This window comes from Solwaraspora sp. WMMA2065, assembly GCF_030345075.1.
Classification (GTDB): domain Bacteria; phylum Actinomycetota; class Actinomycetes; order Mycobacteriales; family Micromonosporaceae; genus Micromonospora_E.
Genome location: NZ_CP128361.1, coordinates 607,567 through 626,679, shown reverse-complemented (window position 1 = coordinate 626,679; position 19,113 = coordinate 607,567). Strand labels below are relative to the sequence as shown.

Sequence of the window (19,113 nt, the reverse complement as noted above, 5' to 3'; positions counted from 1 at the left end):
GATGCTTGCGCGAAGGGCCGGGTAGTCGCCGACACCGTGCTGGCCAGGTCAGCCGGTGTCTTTCGTCCCCGTGGGTCACCCACGGGTCGCTACCCGAGGTAGGTCATGAAGACACGTCTGAGCGTCGCGGCCGCGGCGCTGCTCGCCCTGGTCACCTCCGTCGTGGTGCTGGCCCAGCCCGCGCACGCCGCCGTCGGCCTGCACGTCAGCGGCGGCCAGTTGGTGGAGGCAAACGGCACTCCGTTCGTCCTGCGCGGGGTCAACCACGCACACACCTGGTACACCGGCCAGACCAGTTCCTTCGTCAACATCAAGTCCCTGGGCGCGAACGCCGTCCGGGTGGTGCTCAGCAACGGCCACCGGTGGAATCGCAACGATGCCAGCGACGTCGCCAACGTCATCTCGCTGTGCAAGGCCAACCGGCTGATCTGCGTCCTGGAGGTGCACGACACCACCGGGTACGGCGAGGAGGGGGCCGCATCCAGCCTGGCGTCCGCCGCCGACTACTGGATCGGCCTGGCCAGCGTGCTGCGCGGCCAGGAGAACTACGTCATCATCAACATCGGCAACGAGCCGTTCGGCAACAGCGGCTACCAGAACTGGGCCAGTCACACCACGAGCGCCGTACAGCGGCTGCGCGCCGCCGGTTTCGAGCACGCGATCATGGTCGACGCACCGAACTGGGGACAGGACTGGACCTTCACGATGCGTGACAACGCGCAGTCGGTGTGGAACGCCGACCCGGCCCGCAACCTGATCTTCTCGATCCACATGTACGGCGTGTTCGACACCGCCGCCGAGATCAGCGACTACCTCGGGCGGTTCCGCTCGGCCGGTCTGCCGATCGCGGTCGGCGAGTTCGGGCACGACCATTCCGACGGCAACCCGGACGAGGATTCGATCCTGTCCTACACCCGGCAGCACGGCATCGGCTGGCTCGGATGGTCGTGGAGCGGCAACAGCGGCGGCGTCGAATACCTCGACATGGTGAACAACTTCAACGTCAACAGCCTCACCCCGTGGGGCCAACGGCTGTTCAACGGCACCAACGGGATTCGGGAGACCGCACGGGAGGCGACCGTCTACAGCGGCGGGACGCCACCGCCGACCACCGCGCCCCCGACCACCGCGCCGCCCACCACCGCGCCCCCGACCACCCCGCCGCCGGCAGGGGCGTGCACTGCGACGTACGCGGTGATCGGTCAGTGGCAGGGCGGTTTCCAGGGTGAGGTACGGGTGACCGCCGGCGGTTCGGCGCTCACCGGCTGGCGGGTGAGCTGGACGTTCGCCAGCGGTCAGTCGGTCAACCAGGCGTGGAACGCCACCGTCACCAGCACCGGGGCGAGTGTCTCGGCGACCAACGTCAGCTACAACGGCAACCTCGGCGCCGGGCAGAGCACGACCTTCGGCTTCATCGGCAGTTGGACCGGCAGCAACCCGGTGCCGACGCTGTCCTGCGCCGCGCGGTAGCCGCAGCCGCCACCACAGGTGTGACCGGTGGCCGGGCGGGTATCCGTCCGGCCACCGGCACACCCGGCGTCGTTCACCTCAGACGGCCGGCGGCTGGTGTGGCACTGGCAAGTCGCTACGAGCTGGAGGTTTACGGTGAGCGAAGGTCCTCGTATACGGGTGGGCGCGTACGCGGTGATCGTCCGGGACTCGGCGGTGCTGCTGAGCCGGTTGTCCGAGGCGTCCCCGGTGTTCGAGCCGGGTGCCTGGCATCTGCCGGGAGGTGGTCTCGATCCGGGCGAGCAGCCCGGCGAGGCGCTCACCCGAGAGTTGCAGGAGGAGGCCGGCCTGGAGGTGATGTCGTCGCGGTTGCTGGACGTGCGGTCGTACCTGGCGCACCGCAACGGCACCGACTGGCACGTGGTCGGGCTGCTGCACAGCGCACGGGTGGGGCCGGGCGAGCCGGTGGTCACCGAGGTCGGCGGCAGTGCGGACGCCATCCGGTGGGTGCCGATCGACGAGATCGACCGGTTGCCGCTGTCGCCGCCCACCGCGGACGGGCTGCGGATGGCGGAGCTGCTGCCGGTGCCGGCGTAGGAGTTCGTCGCCGGGCGTGGCTGGTTGGTCGTCAGGCATGGTCACCGGACCGGTCGCAGCCGCCTCGGCCTCGGCCGGGCCGGTGACGACCGGATGTCGGCTGACCGGTCGCCGCGTCGGGTGCACATTCGCGGCGGGCGGCCCGTAGCCGCCAGACGACGAGCGCCCCGAGCGCCAGCACCGCGACCACGACGGCGGCCGCCCGGCCGGCGACCTCCTCGATCGCGGCGTACGAGCTGCCGGCCAGGTAGCCGATCAGCACCGTGCCGATCCCCCAGACCAACGCACCCGCGACGTTGTAGGCAAAGAACCGCCGGTACGGCATGTGTGCCGCACCGGCCAGGGCGGGCATCACCGCGTGGAAGAAGGTCACGAACCGGCCGACGAAGACCGCGGTGCCGCCCCGTACCGCCAACTGGTGTTGCGCCCGCCGCACCCAGGCCTGCCGCTTGCGCAGGAAGCGCATCCGCAGCAGCCGGGGCCCCAGGGCCCGGCCGATCAGGTAGCTGGTGGTGTCACCGGCCACGGCCGCGCTGACCACCACCACGGTGATGCCGGCCAGCGAGATGGTGCCGAGGCTGGCGGCGACGCCGCCGAGCACCGCAGCGGTCTCGCCGGGGAACACGAAGCCGACGAACAGCGCGTCCTCGGCGAACACCAACAGCCCGACCAGCAGGTAGATCAGCGCACCATCCATCGACAGCAACCGCTGCAGCCAGTCGCTCAGCACAGCACCCCCCGCTCGTGGGGGGCCGCGGACCCGACGTTAGCAGTTGTGGGGCGGCGCCCGTGACGGTCCGACGGATGCGGCGTCGGGGCGTCACGGGCGTACTCCCCACCACAGAGAGGTGTCACCCCGATCTCTTAACCGGTTAAGCGTCACGCTACGCGCGCGCCCATCCGCTGTTCCGCTGGGCCGGCGGCTGGGGCATGCCCGCCTGGTTCTGGCGCAATATCGAGGAGCCAGACCGGACGATCTACCGAACCCTGGCTCGGGGCTCAACCCGACTCCACCCTCAGGCCAAGAAGAGATCAGATCCGGTGAGAAGACGACGGCCTGGGGCTTCTCACCGACACTGATCCGCTGCTGGTCGGCTGGCCCGCCACGGATCACCTTTGCTGAGAACCCACAGCCGGCCGGCTAACCGTCGACAGGCCTGCTCGTCACCACCCGTAAACGCCGTGCGGCCTAACGCACCTCGTTGGCGAGGGCGAGCACGCGGTCGACCGTCAGCTCGTCGAGGCGGTCGACGACGAGCGCCACGCCGGCCAGGGCATCGGCCGCCGGCGGGTACCCGGAGTGCGGCACCGCGACCACTACCAGACCGGCGGCCACGGCGGACCGCAGCCCGTTGCTCGAATCCTCAACCGCCAGGCACCGCCGCGGCGGTACACCGAGCAGCCGTGCCGCCACCTGGTAGACCTCGGGGTCCGGCTTGCCGGCCGCGCACTCCTCGGTCGACACGGTCGCTCGGAACGCCTCGGTGAGCCCCGCCGTGGCCAGCACCTGTTCGATCAGGCGGCGGGGTGAGGAACTGGCCAGCGCGAGCGGGAACCGCCCGGCGAGGTCACGGACCACCTCGATCGCGCCCGGGATCAGCGGCAGCTCGACCCGGTACCGCGCCGCCATGGCGTCGATCACCTCGTCGGCGACCCGGTCGGCACCACGCCCGACGCCGAGGTCCGCGTCCAGGTAGCCGGCCCACTCCGGGGTGCTCATCCCCATCAACCGCTGCTGGGCGTCCGGCAGCCACCGACCACCGGCCCCGGCCACGTAGTCGCGCCGGACCTGCTCCCAGACCGGTTCGGTGTCGATGAGTACGCCGTCCATGTCGAACACCACTGCCGAGATCATGACCCCATCCTGCCCGGTCGACCGGAATCGACCCGGAGCGGGGTCACTGAGCGCTATCCTCGCAGGTGAGCTCCCCTTTCTCGATCCGAGCCGGGTCGCTGCAGCGGCCCACGCACCGGACAGAAGCGGTGAAAGGAGTTGCGATGTCGGAGCACGCCGCACCGGCCCGCGATCGGATCGTGGCCGGCCTCCACGACTCGGCATCCAGCTGGGCCGCCGTCGCCCTGGCCGCCCGGGAAGCCGCCACAGCGCACCGGCCGCTGCGACTGGTGCACGCTCTCAACTGGATCCCGGACGACCTGTCCGGCGGCGACGAACCCCAGCCGGACGCCTACCAGCTCGTCGAACGTGCTGTGGAGACCGCCACCCGGACGGCCCCCGGAATCGACGTCACCACCGAAGTGTCCGAGAACGCCCCAGCCACCGCGCTGCTGCGGGAGTCCCGGATGGCGTCGTTGGTCGTGATCGGCGACGGGGACCTGGCCCGGTGGACCTGCCTGCCGCTGGACGCACTCGCCGTACAGATCGCCGCCCGCGCGGACTGCTCGGTGCTGGTCGCCCGGGCCGGTTCCGAGCCGGCCCCCGATCCGGCCGCGCCGGTGCTGGTCGGTGTGGACGGCTCGGCCGGCTCGGAGCGCGCGCTCGGCTTCGCTTTCGACGCCGCCGCGCAGCGGGGCAGCGACCTGATCGTCGTACGCAGCTGGGAGAGCGAGTCGAGCTGGGCCGACGCCTCGGCGTCGACCGCCGACGAACTCGCCGCGGCGGTCACCCCGTGGCAGGAGAAGCATCCCGACGTCGCGGTCCACCAGCAGGTGGTGAACGGACCGCCGGCCCGGGTGCTGATCGAGCGTTCCGCCCAGGCCGGGCTGGTGGTCGTCGGCGCCCGTGGCGATCATCCGCTGCGGGTACCGCTCGGCGCGGTCAGCCAGGCGGTGCTGCACCACGCCGGGTGCGCGACGGCGATCGTCCGCGAAGGCGGCCCCCGGCCGCCCGCCGGCGACTGACCGGGACCTATGCCCTGGGGGGTGGCCCGACCGGCCCTGCCCCGCCCGCACCGCCCACTGCTACCACGGAAGGAGAGAGATTCGCCGACCAGTGCAGGAGGCGGGCGCCATGCCGAAATTCGTCTACGACTTCATCGAAGGTAACCGCGAACTCACCGACCTGCTCGGCGGCAAGGGCGCCAACCTGGCGGAGATGACCCGGCTCGGTCTGCCGGTGCCGCCCGGTTTCACCGTCACCACCGTCGCCTGCCGCGCCTACCTCGCCGACGGCACACCGCCGGCCGGGATGTTCGACGAGGTCAACCGCCACCTCCGGGGCATGGAGGCGCGGCTGGGCAAGCGGCTCGGCGACCGGCACGACCCGCTGCTGCTCGCCGTACGGTCCGGTGCCCGGTTCTCGATGCCCGGCATGATGGAGACCGTCCTGGACATCGGGTTGACCGACACCACCGTGCACGGCCTCGCCGCGCAGAGCGGCGACGATCGCTTCGCCTGGGACTCCTACCGCCGGTTGGTGCAGATGTTCGGCCGGACCGTGTTCGGCGTGCCCGACGAGCTGTTCACCGCCGAGTTGGAGACGGTCAAACGGACCGCCGGGGTCACCGTGGACTCGGCGCTCGGCGCCGAGGACCTGCGCGCCCTGGTCGAGGCGTACCAGAAGGTCTTCCACCAGCACACCGGCCGGGACTTCCCGCAGTCGCCGCACGAACAGCTCGACCTGGCGATCCGGGCGGTCTTCGAGTCGTGGAACGCCGAACGCGCGGTGCTGTACCGCCGGCAGGAACGGATCCCGGCCGAGCTGGGCACCGCAGTGAACGTGATGGCGATGGTGTTCGGCAACCGGGGCCCGGACTCCGGCACCGGGGTGGCGTTCACCCGCGACCCGGCGACCGGGGCACGCGGCGTGTACGGCGACTACCTGGCCAACGCTCAGGGCGAGGACGTGGTGTCCGGGGTCCGCAACACGGTCCCGTTGCAGGATCTGGAGCGGATCGACCCGCGCAGCTTCCACCGGCTGATGACGATCATGGACACCCTGGAGCACCACTACCGCGACCTGTGTGACGTCGAGTTCACCATCGAACGCGGCACCCTGTGGATGCTGCAGACACGGGTCGGCAAGCGGACCGCCGAGGCCGCCTTCGTGATCGCCGCGCAACTGGTCGACGAGGGCGTCATCGACCTCGATGAGGCACTCGACCGGGTCACCGGGGCCCAGCTCGGTCAGCTGATGTTCCCCCGGTTCGACCCGGCAACCGCGCCCACGCCGCTGGCGGTCGGCGTACCGGCCGCTCCGGGCGCGGCCGTCGGCCGGGTGGTGTTCGACTCCGAGGCGGCGGTCGCCGCCGCCGGTCGGGGCGAGCAGGTCATCCTGGTGCGTCGGGAGACCAACCCGGACGACCTGCCCGGAATGATCGCCGCCGCCGGCATCCTGACCAGCCGGGGTGGCAAGACCTCGCACGCCGCCGTGGTGGCGCGGGGCATGGGCCGTACCTGCGTCTGCGGCGCCGAGGCGTTGACCGTCGACACGGCGGCCGGCCAGATTACCGTCGCCGACGGCACCGGGGCGGCACCGACCGTGCTGCACGCCGGGGACCTGATCTCGATCGACGGGGCGACCGGCGCCGTGTTCGCCGGCGCCGTCCCGGTACACCCGTCACCGGTGTTGCGCTACATCGAGGGCGAGCTGGCACCGGAGGCGGATCCATTGGTGTCGGCGGTGCACCGGCTGCTGGGCCACGCGGACGTGGTGCGCCGGCTCGCGGTGCGGGCCAACGCGGACACCGCCGCCGACGCCCGCCGGGCCCGGGCCGAGACACTCGGCGAGGACCCGGGGCACGACGAGCGGCTGCTCGCGGCGGTCCGCCGGATGCACGAGGCCAACCCGATGCTCGGCCTGCGCGGTGTCCGGCTCGGACTGATGGTGCCGGGCCTGTTCGCCACCCAGGTGCAGGCGATCGCGGAGGCGACCGTGGCCCGGCTGCGGGCCGGCGGCGACCCCCGTCCGCAGATCATGGTGCCGCTGGTCGGCGCGGTGCAGGAACTGGAGGCGGTACGGGACCAGGCCGAGGCGCTGCTCGCCGGCTTCGACGGTCTGCCGCCGGTCCCGGTCGGCACCATGATCGAGGTGCCACGAGCGGCCCTGACGGCCAGCGCGATCGCCGAGGTGGCGGACTTCTTCTCGTTCGGTACCAACGACCTCACCCAGCTGGGTTGGGGCTTCTCCCGCGACGACGTGGAAGGGGTGTTTCTTCGGCCGCTACCTGGAGCTCGGCATCTTCCCGGTGTCGCCGTTCGAGTCGATCGACACCGCCGGTATCGGACGGCTGATCCAGATCGCGGTCGCCGACGCCCGGGCCACCCGGCCGGACCTGGAGATCGGAGTCAGCGGCGAGCACGGCGGCGACCCGGACTCGGTGCGGTTCTTCCACGACGCCGGATTCGACTACGTGTCCTGCTCGCCGTACCGGGTGCCGTTGGCCCGCCTGGAGGCCGGCCGCGCGGCGGCACAGATCCGGCCGTGCTCATCCCAGTGAGCAGCGGCAGCCGTGACGGTGGCGGTTGCCGCGGTGAGCGCCGCAGCGGTCGCGGCGGTCGCTCGCCGCCGCCCCGCCGCCGTCGGTACGGTCACCATCGGACCGGGCGGCTGGGTCAGCGTCAGAGGGTTGCCCGGTCCAGCGCCACGGGTCGTCGCCGACGGCCGTCGGCCCTGGTGGGCCCGGCATGGTCGGGGACGGCAACCATGTGGACGAAGTTCACGTATTGGTACTCATATGATTACCCTGTGACAACCCCCGACACGTGGCGCCTTCCGCCCTGGACCCTGCTCAGCAACCACGGACACGTCCTGCTCGCCATCGCCCGCGACCCGCGGGCCCGGCTGCGGGACGTGGCGGCGCGGGTCGGGATAACCGAACGCGCGGCGCACACCATCGTCGCCGACCTGGAGGAAGCCGGATACCTCACCCGGCACCGGGTCGGCCGACGCAACGAGTACACCGTCAATCCGCACGTACCGTTTCGACATCCGGCCGAATGCGACCACCTGGTCGGCGAACTGCTCGCGCTGTTCACCGGCGGCCAGCCGGCACCGGCCGGACCGCCGCCGACGCCGCCCGTATCGCCGCCGCCCGGGCCACATCCAACGCCGGCCGGGCCGCCGCCGACACCGGCCGGTCGACCGACGGGACCCCAGTCCCGCAACGGCGGGTCCTTCGCACCTGTCCCCCACCCGTCAACGGAGGTGGACTGTAGTCAGGTGCAACTGAAGGAGTGAGGACCATGAGCGCCAGTCACCTGATCGTCGTCGGTGTCGACGGCTCCGAGGGCAGCCGCCGGGCACTCGACTGGGCCGCCCGGGAAGCCGCCGAGCGGGGCGGCGCGCTGCGCGCCGTCGTCGCCTGGCGGTGGGACGGTGGAACCGCCGTCAGCCCCATCGAGGAGCGGCAACGCGCCAGCGAACTGCTGGACCAGGAGATCGCCGCGCTGACCGCCCGGCTCGGGTCGGCGACGCCGGTCGTCGGCGAGGTGGTCGAAGGCCGCGCCGCCGACGTACTGAGTGCCGCCGCCCGCAGCGCTGACCTGCTGGTCCTGGGCAGCCACGGCCACGGCCGCCTGCAGCACACCGTGCTCGGCTCGGTCAGCGAGGAGTGCATCCGCAAGGCCACCTGCCCGGTCGTGGTGATCCCCGTCCCCGCGCTGGTCTCCTCGGCCACCGACACCACCAACTGAGCCGGAGGTGATCGCCATGGTCAGGCCGATCGTCGTCGGGTACGACGGGTCGTCCAGCGCCGACGCCGCAGTCAGCTGGGCGGTCGCCGAAGCCGTCCGGACCGCCACCCCGGTGGTCCTCGCGTACGCGTTCGAATGGCCGACCGGGGCCGGGCCGCTGGTCCCCGTGCCGACCAGCTGGCCGAACGCGGCATCCCGACGCGACGCGGAGACGATGCTGCGGGTGGCGGCCGCCGAAGCCGCCGAGACGCACCCGGACGCCGACATCAGCACCGTCGTCCTCGACGGACCCGCCGCCCTACGGCTGCGGGAGAAGTCCCGGGACGCGGCGTTGCTGGTGGTCGGCAACCGGGGGCACGGCGGCTTCGCGGACCTGCTGCTCGGGTCGACCAGCGTGGCCGTCTCCGCGCACGCGCACTGCCCGGTGGTGGTGGTCCGCGGCGCGGCGCACCCGACCGCCCCGGTGGTGGTCGGCGTGGACGGCTCCGAGCCGTCGCTGGCCGCGCTGTGCTTCGCCGCCGAGCAGGCGGCCAGCCGGCTGGTGCCGCTGCGGGTACTGCGGGCCTGGCACCTGCCGGCACCGCAGTGGCAGCCACCGGCCTTCGACCCCCGGGAGATCGTCGCCGCCGAGCGCGCCCTGCTCGACGACGAGCTGACCGGGTGGCGGGAGAAGTACCCCGAGGTCACGATGACCGCCGAGGCGGTCGTCGACAACCCAGGCCGGGTCCTGGTCGACGCGTCGCGTACCGCCAATCTGGTGGTGGTCGGCTCGCGCGGCCGGGGCGGCTTCACCGGCCTGCTGCTCGGCTCGGTGTCGCAGCAGCTGCTGCACCACAGTCACAGCCCGGTCGTGGTCGTCCGCGACACCGTCCCGGCCGACGCCCGCTGAGCGGGCGCGCCGACCCCCCGCCGACGCCCACCGCGCCGACGACCACCCCGCCCGGCGGGCCGTCCCCGACCCGCCGGGCACAAACCCCAAATGGAGGCTGACGTGTTCGCCGAGCAGATCCGCGATCCGTGGCGGACCTTCCAGGGACGACGGTGGCGGGACACGATCGACGTGGCCGCCTTCGTTCAGGCCAACTACACGCCGTACACCGGCGACGCCGGATTTGTCACCGGCGCGACCGACCGGACCCGGGCGGTCTGGGACCGGCTGCGGGACATGTTCGTCGAGGAACGCCGCCGGGGCGTCTACGACATCGACGCCGCCACGCCGTCCACCATCACCGCGCACGCCCCCGGCTACATCGACAAGGACCGCGAGCTGATCGTCGGCCTGCAGACCGACGCGCCGCTGCGTCGGGCGATCATGCCGCACGGCGGGCTACGGATGGTGGAGAGCGCCCTCGCGGCGTACGGCTACCCGGCCGACCCGCAGGTGCATCGGATCTTCACCGCGTACCGCAAGACCCACAACGACGCCGTCTTCGACGCCTACCCGGCCGATGTGCTGCGGGCCCGCCGTTCGCACATCGTCACCGGGCTGCCGGACGCCTACGGGCGGGGCCGGATCATCGGCGACTACCGGCGGGTCGCCCTGTACGGGGTGGACCGGTTGATCGCCGAACGCCGGGCCCACCGCGAGGCGCTGGACCTGGTCCCGTCCACCGACGACGTCATCCGCGACCGGGCGGAGCTGGCCGAGCAGATCCGGGCACTCGGTGAGCTGGTCGAGATGGCAGCCGCGTACGGCTACGACGTGACCCGGCCCGCCGCCGACGCCCGGGAGGCGGTCCAGTGGCTGTACTTCGCCTACCTGGCCGCCTGCAAGGAACAAAACGGCGCAGCGATGTCACTCGGCCGGACCGCCACGTTCCTCGACGTCTACCTGCAGCGCGACATCGACGCCGGACAGCTGACCGAGCTGGCCGCGCAGGAACTGGTCGACGACTTCGTGGTCAAGTTGCGGATCATCCGGTTCCTGCGCACCCCCGAGTACGACGAGCTCTTCTCCGGCGACCCCACCTGGGTGACCGAGTCCCTGGGCGGAACCGGCACCGACGGGCGGACCCTGGTCACCCGGACCACGTTCCGCTACCTGCAGACGCTCTACAACCTGGGACCGGCGCCGGAGCCGAACCTGACCGTGCTCTGGTCGCCCACGCTGCCCGATGGGTTCAAAAGCTTCTGCGCCCAGGTGTCGCTGGACACCAGCGCCATCCAGTACGAGAACGACGACACGCTGCGGTCCTGGTACGACGACGACACCGCGATCGCCTGCTGCGTGTCGGCCATGCGCCTCGGCCGGGACATGCAGTTCTTCGGGGCCCGGGCCAACCTGGCCAAGGCCCTGCTGTACGCCATCAACGGCGGCCGCGACGAGGTCACCGGCGAGCAGATCGCCCCGGTGAGTCAGCCGGTCGGCGGGGAGATCCTCGACTACGACGAGGTCCTCGCGGCCTTCGACCGGACGTTGGACTGGCTGGCCACCACCTACGTCACCGCGCTCAACGTCATCCACCACATGCACGACCGGTACGCGTACGAACGGTTGCAGATGGCGCTGCACGACTACCCGGTGCACCGGTTCCTGGCCTGCGGGATCGCCGGCCTGTCGGTGGCCGCCGACAGCCTGTCGGCGATCCGGTACGCCCGGGTCAAGGTGCTGCGCGACGAGACCGGACTGGTGGTCGACTACGTGGTCGACGGTGAGTACCCGGCCTTCGGCAACAACGACGACCGGGTGGACGAGATCGCGGTCTGGCTGGTCGAGACGTTCATGGCCAAGCTGCGCCGGCAGCCGGCCTACCGCGAAGCCGAGCACAGCCTGTCGGTGCTGACCATCACCTCGAACGTGGTGTACGGCAAGCACACCGGGCACACCCCGGACGGCCGGCGGGCCGGCGAACCCTTCGCCCCCGGTGCCAACCCGATGAACGGCCGGGACCGGCACGGGCTGGTGGCCGCGGCGATGTCCGTGGCGAAGCTGCCGTACGACTGCGCCCGCGACGGCATCTCGCTGACCACCACGGTGACCCCGGCGGGCCTGGGGCGCACCCCGGCGGAACGGGTGGCCAACCTGGTCGGTGTGCTGGACGGCTACACCGACGCCGGCGGCTTCCACCTCAACGTCAACGTGCTGGACCGGGCCACCCTGGAGGACGCGATGGCGCACCCGGAGCGTTACCCGCAGCTGACCATCCGGGTCAGCGGGTACGCGGTGAACTTCGTGCGGCTCACCGCCGAGCAGCAGCGCGATGTCATCTCCCGGACGTTCCACGGAGGGCTGTGAGGTGACCACCGGGGCGGTCCACTCGTATGACGTGTCGATCGGGGTGGACGGCCCCGGTACCCGGTTCGTCGCGTTCCTCGCCGGCTGTCCGCTGCGCTGCCAGTTCTGCCACAGCCCGGACACCTGGTTCCGGCGCGCCGGCACCCCGACCACCGACGACGCGCTGGTCGCGCAGGTACTGCGCTACCAGCGGTTCATCTCGGTCGCCGGTGGCGGGGTGACGCTCAGCGGCGGTGAGCCACTGATGCAGCCGGACTTCGTCCGCGCGGTGCTGCGCCGGTGCCACGACGCCGGCCTGCACACCGCGCTGGACACCTCCGGGTTCCTCGGCGCCCGGGCGGACGACGACCTGCTGGACGCCACCGACTTGGTGCTGCTCGACATCAAGTCGTCCGATCCGCTGACCTACCGTCGGGTGACCCGCACCGGGCGGCTCGATCCGACCCTGCGGTTCGCCCGCCGGTTGGCCGACCGGGGCACCCCGATCTGGGTCCGGTTCGTGCTGGTGCCGGGGCTCACCGACGCCGAGGCGAACGTGGCCGGGGTTGCCGAGGTGGCGGCCGGCCTGCCGACGGTGCAGCGGGTCGACGTGCTGCCGTTCCACCGGCTCGGCGCGCACAAGTACACCGAGCTGGGCCTGGACTATCCGCTGGCGGCGACGGCACCGCCGGACGACGCGCGGCTGGACCGGGTGCGGGGCCAGTTCCGCGCCCGTGGACTTACCGTCTACTGAGCGGGCCTACCGGCTGCTGGAACTCACCGGCTACCGCGACCCCCGGCTACCGACCTGGTCGCCGTTGGCCACGGTCACCGGGCGGTCGGCCCGCCACGCCGGTGGCCAGCGGAACCGGTGGGTGACGCCACGCCAGCCCCCGCCGGCTGTCGCGCCGGCCAGTTCGGCCGCGATCTGCCGGACCTGGCGGTAGCCGGTGGCCATCAGGAAGGCCGACGCCCGCCCGTAGCTCTTGATGCCGACGACGAAGTAGCCGGACTCGGGATGACGCAGTTCGTCGACCCCGGGTACCGGCGCCGACCAGCCGCAGGCCGGCCCAGGGTCGAGCACCGTGGCCAGGCCACGGCTGGTGCCGAGCACCGGGTCAAGGTCGAGGCGCAGCTCGGCGGCGATCCGGTGGTCGGCACGGAAGCCGGTGGCGACGACCACCCGGTCGGCGACGATCATCCGTCCGTCGCGGCTGAACAGCCGGACCGGACCGAGATCGGACAGTTGCTCCACCCGGTGGGTGACGAATCCGGTCTCCAGGGTGATCCGGCCGGCGTCGACGAGTTGCCGTAGCCGGGTGCCATTCGCCCCGCGCGCCGGCAACGCGTCGGCGGCGCCCGGCGCGAAGACCGGATCGACGGTCACCCGGCGGACCGCCCAGGTAATCCGGGTGCCGGGCTGCTGGTCGGCCAGCTCGATCAGGTCGAGCAGGGTGGTGGCGGCCGAGTGTCCGGCGCCGACCACGACGGTGTGCCGGCCGGCGTGTGCCGGCCGGTCGACGCCGAGCACATCGGGCAGGGCGAAGTCGAGATGTGCCGCGGCGGCCCGCTCGCCGATCGCCGGCAGGCCCTCACCACCCAGATGGTTGGGGGTGTCCCAGGTCCCCGACGCGTCGACGACGGCGCGGGCGAGCTGTTCGGTACCGTCGGCCAAGCGGGCCACGAACGGCGCGTTGACGCGTCCGGCGCCGCGCAGCCGGTCGATGCCGAGCCGGGTGATCCCGGTGACCCGGGTGCCGTAGCGGATCCGGTCGGCCAGTACCGGCAGCTTCGCCAGCGGCAGCAGGTACTCCTCGATCAGTTCGGCCCCGGTCGGGTGGTACCCGGATTCGGGCACCGACCAGCCGGCGGCGTCGAGCAGTCGGCCGGCAACCGGGTCGATGTTGTCCCGCCAGCTGCTGAACAGCCGTACGTGCTGCCAGCTACGGATCGCGGCACCGGCGGCGGCACCCGCTTCCAGCACCAGCGACGGGACCCGGTGCCCGGCGAGATGGGCGGCGGCGGCCAGTCCCACCGGGCCGGCGCCGATCACGACCACGGGCAGTTGCCGGGCGGCGTACTCGATGCTCATCTGTCTCCTCTCGACGTGGTGGCGGCCAGCCGAGACGCAGCACGCAGCACGGGACGTCCGGGAGCCAGGCCCGTCACCCCATCAGCTGAATCGACGCCTGTCGAGACAGCGCATCATGCTGTACCGCGCCCTGAGCTCCGGCTAGGCGGACAAGCGTCCAACGACCACCCCGCCGCGGCCGCTCGCACACCGGGTCCGATTACCGACCGGTCACCTCGTCGCGGCCATCACCCGTCGCGACCGGGCCGGCGGCCGGCCGGATCCACGTCAGCGGCCGGTCGGGACGAATCCCCGTCGATGGCCGGTGGATAGGCGTACAGCTCGGTGAGCCGGGTCCGGGCGGCGTGCAACCGGTCGACCACGACCCGCATGAATCGAGTGGTCAGCTCCCGGCCCAGGGCGTCGTCCTGGCTGATCATCCGACGGGTACCGGCCGCGTCGAACTCGATCGTCAGGGTCTGGTCCACCGCCACCGCCCCGAACTCCCAGCGGTACGGCGGAAACAGCCACGACCAGCCCAGCACGCTCCCGGCCGCAACCGTCTCAATGTCGATCTCGCCACGGCCCGGCACCTGGAAGTTCAACGCCACCTGCCCGGTCCGCAGCAGCCAGAACCGGTCCGCCGACCGTCCCTGCTGGAAGATCTGCTGCCCGCTGTGCCGGACCCCGGGGCGCGCCTGGTACGACAGCCGCTCCAGCCAGGGCCGGGGTAGGTCGGCCAGGAACGGGTGGGCGTCGAGCAGATCGATGGTCCGGATCATCGCTCCTCCGTCCGATCACGGACACGTACCACGGACTTCCATCGCAGCTGACGGTCCGCCCTGGGCGACAGGGTCGGAGGTCCCGCCCGGGCGGGACGCAGTGCCCGTCGGGAAGCGGCGCAACGCCCCTGCCCCGACGGACCGATCCGGACGAGAGTGGAACCGATGAGGGCGCGACGGGCAGAAGGGGTGGTGGGCGGCGATGAACGCCGGATGGATCAGGAACGGACGGCCAGGTCCGCTGATGGCGGCCTGCCTGGAGGCCGCAGCCGCCGCACCGTCGGTGCACAACAGCCAGCCGTGGCGGTTCCGCCCGCACCCGACCGGCATCGAGGTGCTCGCCGACCGGCGCCGACAGGTCGACCTGGTCGACCCGGCCGGCCGGGAACTGACCATCAGCGTCGGCGCCGCCGTGTTCAACCTGCGGGTGGCGATGCTGGCCCACGGTCGGATGCCGGTCATGCTGCTGTTGCCCGAGCCCGACAACCCGGACCTGCTGGCCCGGATCGCGGTCGGGGCGCCGACCGAGACGGACGAGACGGTACGGCTGCTCGCCCGGGCCGTCGCCCACCGGCGCACCAACCGCCGCCCGTTCGCCGACCTGGCGGTCCCCGGCGAGGTGCTCGACGAGCTCACCGCCGCCGCCCGGACCGAGCACGGTCGGCTGGCCGTCGTCGACCCGATGATGCGCTCGTCGGTGCTGGCGCTGATCGGCACCGCCGAGGACCGCCGTCGGGTCGACCCGGCGTACTGGGCGGAGCTGGAACGGTGGACCCGGGACCGACCGGGCCGGCTCGACGGCGTACCGCCGCAGGCCTTCGGACCCTGGCCGGTCCCCCGCACCGTGCCGGTACGCGACTTCGGACTGGTCTGGCCGGCCCCGCGACGGCGGGTCGCCGCGTTCGAGGAGGACCCGGTCCTCGCCGTGCTGTACACCGTCGGCGACGCCCCGCGGGACTGGCTGCGCGCCGGGCAGGCGCTGCAGCGGGTGCTGCTCACCGCGACGGTACGCGGCCTGGCCACCACGCTGCTGACCCAGCCGCTGGAGTTTCCCGAACTGCGTGACCTGCTCGGTCGCCAGCAGGACGGACGGCGGGCGCAGGCGATCATCCGGATCGGCTACGGGCCGCTCAGTCCACCGGTGCCCCGCCGGCCGCTCGCCGAGTTGCTCGAACCCGCGCCGACCCGGCCGGTCGACGCGGTGGGGGTGGCCGGTGCCAGTTGACACGCGACCGGTCGTCGATCCGGGCGTACCTGCCGTCGATCCCGTGCCACCGGTCGATCCGGGTGGACTGGACGCCGCCGAGGTCACCCGGCGGACCATCGAGTACGGGCCGAACATCGTGCCGGGCGGGCCCGACCGCACCGGGCTGGTCCGCCGGGTGGCCCGCCAACTGAGCGATCCGCTGGTCGTGCTGCTGCTCGCCGCCGGGGTGGTCACCACGGCACTCGCCGACTACCCGAACACCGTGGTGATCCTGCTCGTGGTGGTGGTGAACACCAGTATCGGCGTGGTTCAGGAGGTCCGGGCGGACCGGGCGGTCGCCGCGCTGGACCGGCTGGCGGCGCCGGTGGCCCGGGTGCGACGCGACGGTGTCGACCGGGTCGTGCCGGCGGCCGAACTGGTCCCGGGCGATCTGGTGAAGATCACCGCTGGCGACATCGTCCCCGCCGATCTGGTCCTCACCGCCGCGACCCGGCTGCGCTGCGACGAGTCGACACTGACCGGTGAATCGGTGCCGGTGCAGCACGACGACGGTGACCGGGCCCACGCCGGCACCGTCGTCGTCGCCGGCCGGGCGACCGGCATCGTCACCCGGACCGGCGCCGACAGCGCGTTGGGGCGGATCGCGCCGGCCACCCCGACCGCCCACCGAGTCGGTGCTCGGCGCCGGCCTGCTCGCCGGGGTGCTCACCACCGGCACGTTGATCACGGCGGTCACCCTGGCGGCCGGTGTCGCCGCGTACCACATGGGCCGGCCCTGGCAGACGGTGGTCTTCGTCACCCTCGGGCTGGCCCAGCTGGGCGTCGCGCTCGCGGTCCGGGCCCGTCGGGGCACGGCGGCGGAAGGCACTCAACGGGGTACGACGGCGGCCGACGGCCGACGGCGGATGGCGAACCCGGCGCTGGTATTCGCGGTGGCCGGGGCGGGCCTGCTGCAGCTCGCCGGGGTCCACCTCGGTCCGCTGCGGGCGCTGCTCGGCACCGAGCCGCTGGCCCTGACCGAGTTGGCGGCCTGTGCCGCTGTCGCGGCGCTGCCCGCACTGGTGTTACATCTGTCCCGGAGCGGGAACGGACGTGGTTCGGGTCCGGATTCCCCGCGTCCCGTCGGCCACGAGCCGTCGGCGTAGCAGACCCAGACCAGGAGGCAGCAGATGGACGAGGTCACCACCAACGGGACCGGGACCGGGACCGGGACCACCGTCGACACGGCGGTGACCGGCGTCGACGCCGCGACCGCCGACCGGCCGTTGGCCGCCGTACTGGCCGAGGCCGCCGCGGCCGCCGGCTACGCGCCGTCGGTGCACAACACCCAGCCGTGGCAATGGCGGGTCCGGCCGGACAGTCTGGAGCTGCGCGCCGCCCGGGACCGGCAGTTGCCGGCCACCGATCCGGACCGCCGGTTGCTCATCCTCAGCTGCGGCGCCGCGCTGCACCACGCGAGGATCGCGCTCGCCGCTCAGGGCTGGACGGCGCAGGTGCAACGGCTGCCGGACCCGGCCGAGGAGGACCTGCTGGCGGTGCTGCGACCCACCGAACGGATCGCGGTCCAGGCCGACACCGTCCGGATGTTCCAGGCGATGCAGGTGCGACACACCGACCGTCGGCCGGTCAGCGACGAACCGCTACCGGTCGCGGCGGTCACCGCGGTCACCGCCGCCGCCGGCACCGGCGTCCAGCTGCAGATCCTCTCCTCCGACCAGGTGATGCTGCTCGCTGCGGCGGCCAGCCGGGCGGAGGAGGCCGAGTCGGAGGACCCGCAGATCCGCGGCGAACTCGACTACTGGACCGGGCTGGGCACCCCGCCCGGCACCGGACTGCCCGAGGAGGTCCTGCCGGAGCGGGCCGCGCAGACCACGGTGCCCGGACGCGACTTCGGCCGGTCCGGCACCCTGCCGGTCGGCGGCGGGCACGACCGGGCCGCCGTCTACGCCCTGCTCTTCGGTGACGACGACGAACCGACGTCCTGGCTGGCCGCTGGCGAGGCGCTCTCGTCGGCCTGGCTGACCGCGACCGAGCTGGGCATCTCGGTGGTTCCGCTGAGCGGGGCGGTCGAGGTGGCCGCCACCCGGCAGACCCTGCGACACATCCTCGCCGGGCTCGGCTACCCGTACCTGGTGCTACGGCTCGGCATCGCCAGCCCGGACCACGCCGGCCCACCGCACCCGCCGAGGATACCGGCGGCTCAGCTGGTGGACACCAGTGAGGTGAACGCCGCGAACCCCCACGCCACCGACCCCGAGGAGGGTCGATGAATCCCGACGGACCCGTACTGGTCGGCGTCGACGGTTCCAAGGCCGCGGTGCAGGCCGTCCGGCTGGCCGCCCGGGAGGCCGCGATGCGACGGCGCCCGCTGCGGATCGTGCACGCCTTCGTCTGGCCGGCGCTGCAGGCACCGATGGCGTTGGCACCAGCGGTGCCGCCGGAAGGTGAGGTCGAACGGTACACCCGGGAGATCGTCGACGAGGCGGCCAAGGCGGCGGCCGACGAAGCGCCGCAGCTCGAGATCGCCACCCAGGTGGTCGACGGGGCCGCCGCAATGGTCCTGCTCGCCGAGGCACGCTCCGCCGCGCTGGTCGTCCTCGGCGACCACGGATTCGGACCGATCTCCGGGGCGCTGATCGGCTCCGTCGCCTCCCAGGTGGCGACCCACGCCGACGGCCCGGTGCTGGTGGCCCGGGGCGACTGCGACCGCAGCGGTCCGGTCATCGTCGGGGTGGACGGCTCCGAGCTGTCGGCACAGGCCGTCGGGTTCGCCGCCGAGGCGGCCGACCTGCGCGGTACGGAGTTGCTCGCGGTCCACACCTGGACCCATCCGCCGTCTATCGGACCGGGTGACATGCAACCGCTGGTCTACGACGCGGCGGCGCTGCAGGCGGAGGAGGAGGCGCTGCTCGCCGAGTCGGTGGCCGGGGTCCGCCAGCGGCATCCCGACCTGACCGTACGGCAGCTGTCGGTCCAGGGGCGGGCGACGAAGGTGCTGACCGAGGAGTCGGCCCGGGGTCAGCTGCTGGTGGTCGGCGCCCGCGGGCGGGGCGGCTTCACCGGGCTGCTGCTCGGCTCGGTGAGCAACGCCCTGCTGTACCGCAGTCAGTGTCCGCTGGTCGTGGTCAGGCCGGCACGGCACTGAGTGGGCCGGACCGGCGGGCGGCGAGCCGAGCCGGTCCGGCGACGGGCCGGCTAGCAT

The 19,113-nt window shown here is 72.6% G+C and carries 15 protein-coding genes and 3 pseudogenes; 14 read left to right on the top strand and 4 right to left on the bottom strand.

Features of this window, described 5'->3' with window-relative positions; translation table 11 throughout:
- Positions 1-105: 105 nt before the first annotated feature.
- Entirely contained in the window at positions 106-1,470 is a 1,365-nt protein-coding gene (locus O7610_RS02865; RefSeq protein WP_289212572.1) for a cellulase family glycosylhydrolase, read from the top strand.
- 135 nt (positions 1,471-1,605) lie between these two features.
- Complete coding sequence (locus O7610_RS02860) at positions 1,606-2,046, top strand: NUDIX hydrolase (protein WP_281554199.1); 441 nt, start codon at positions 1,606-1,608, stop codon at positions 2,044-2,046.
- 31 nt (positions 2,047-2,077) lie between these two features.
- Here the strand turns inward: O7610_RS02860 and O7610_RS02855 are convergent, their stop codons facing one another.
- Entirely contained in the window at positions 2,078-2,776 is a 699-nt protein-coding gene (locus O7610_RS02855) for a DedA family protein (RefSeq protein ID WP_281554198.1), read from the bottom strand.
- A gap of 459 nt (positions 2,777-3,235) precedes the next feature.
- A complete protein-coding gene (locus tag O7610_RS02850; protein WP_281554197.1) occupies positions 3,236-3,901 on the bottom strand; it encodes an HAD family hydrolase in 666 nt (221 codons plus the stop codon).
- A 143-nt stretch (positions 3,902-4,044) separates the two neighbouring features.
- Between O7610_RS02850 and O7610_RS02845 the strand changes: the two genes are divergently transcribed.
- The 7 genes and pseudogenes from O7610_RS02845 (at position 4,045) to pflA (ending at position 12,605) form a co-directional block, all read left to right on the top strand.
- Positions 4,045-4,905, top strand: a complete 861-nt coding sequence (locus O7610_RS02845; protein ID WP_281554196.1) for a universal stress protein — start codon at positions 4,045-4,047, stop codon at positions 4,903-4,905.
- Between the two features lie 109 nt (positions 4,906-5,014).
- Positions 5,015-7,442: pseudogene (locus tag O7610_RS02840) on the top strand (pyruvate, phosphate dikinase).
- A gap of 248 nt (positions 7,443-7,690) precedes the next feature.
- Positions 7,691-7,981: pseudogene (locus O7610_RS02835) on the top strand (helix-turn-helix transcriptional regulator); the annotation flags it as partial.
- A gap of 206 nt (positions 7,982-8,187) precedes the next feature.
- Positions 8,188-8,637, top strand: a complete 450-nt coding sequence (locus tag O7610_RS02830) for a universal stress protein (protein WP_281554195.1) — start codon at positions 8,188-8,190, stop codon at positions 8,635-8,637.
- A 16-nt stretch (positions 8,638-8,653) separates the two neighbouring features.
- A complete protein-coding gene (locus O7610_RS02825; RefSeq protein ID WP_289212571.1) occupies positions 8,654-9,526 on the top strand; it encodes a universal stress protein in 873 nt (290 codons plus the stop codon).
- Positions 9,527-9,616: 90 nt separating this feature from the next.
- Entirely contained in the window at positions 9,617-11,872 is a 2,256-nt protein-coding gene (pflB, locus tag O7610_RS02820) for a formate C-acetyltransferase (RefSeq protein ID WP_289212570.1), read from the top strand.
- Position 11,873: 1 nt separating this feature from the next.
- Positions 11,874-12,605, top strand: a complete 732-nt coding sequence (gene pflA, locus O7610_RS02815) for a pyruvate formate-lyase-activating protein (protein ID WP_281554192.1) — start codon at positions 11,874-11,876, stop codon at positions 12,603-12,605.
- A 30-nt stretch (positions 12,606-12,635) separates the two neighbouring features.
- Here the strand turns inward: pflA and O7610_RS02810 are convergent, their stop codons facing one another.
- Together O7610_RS02810 and O7610_RS02805 are read right to left on the bottom strand one after the other, a co-directional pair.
- On the bottom strand, positions 12,636-13,943 hold the full coding sequence (locus tag O7610_RS02810) for an FAD-dependent oxidoreductase (protein ID WP_281554191.1): 1,308 nt from the start codon (positions 13,941-13,943) through the stop codon (positions 12,636-12,638).
- A 227-nt stretch (positions 13,944-14,170) separates the two neighbouring features.
- Complete coding sequence (locus O7610_RS02805) at positions 14,171-14,704, bottom strand: cyclic nucleotide-binding domain-containing protein (RefSeq protein WP_281554190.1); 534 nt, start codon at positions 14,702-14,704, stop codon at positions 14,171-14,173.
- A gap of 244 nt (positions 14,705-14,948) precedes the next feature.
- On the opposite strand from O7610_RS02805, the gene O7610_RS02800 reads away from it, so the two are divergent.
- From O7610_RS02800 to O7610_RS02780, 5 genes and pseudogenes are all read left to right on the top strand, one after another.
- Positions 14,949-15,929 carry an Acg family FMN-binding oxidoreductase gene (locus tag O7610_RS02800; RefSeq protein WP_281567384.1) on the top strand — a complete coding sequence of 327 codons (981 nt, stop codon included), beginning with the start codon at positions 14,949-14,951 and terminating at the stop codon, positions 15,927-15,929.
- Positions 15,919-16,500: pseudogene (locus tag O7610_RS02795) on the top strand (P-type ATPase actuator domain-containing protein); the annotation flags it as partial. The gene O7610_RS02800 and the pseudogene O7610_RS02795, both read left to right, overlap by 11 nt.
- An 85-nt stretch (positions 16,501-16,585) precedes the next feature.
- Positions 16,586-17,056 carry a cation transporting ATPase C-terminal domain-containing protein gene (locus O7610_RS02790; RefSeq protein ID WP_281554188.1) on the top strand — a complete coding sequence of 157 codons (471 nt, stop codon included), beginning with the start codon at positions 16,586-16,588 and terminating at the stop codon, positions 17,054-17,056.
- A gap of 24 nt (positions 17,057-17,080) precedes the next feature.
- Positions 17,081-18,181, top strand: coding sequence for an Acg family FMN-binding oxidoreductase (locus O7610_RS02785; RefSeq protein ID WP_281554187.1), 1,101 nt, complete (start codon positions 17,081-17,083; stop codon positions 18,179-18,181).
- Complete coding sequence (locus O7610_RS02780; RefSeq protein WP_281554186.1) at positions 18,178-19,056, top strand: universal stress protein; 879 nt, start codon at positions 18,178-18,180, stop codon at positions 19,054-19,056. The genes O7610_RS02785 and O7610_RS02780 overlap by 4 nt, the downstream gene beginning before the upstream one ends.
- Positions 19,057-19,113: the final 57 nt, after the last annotated feature.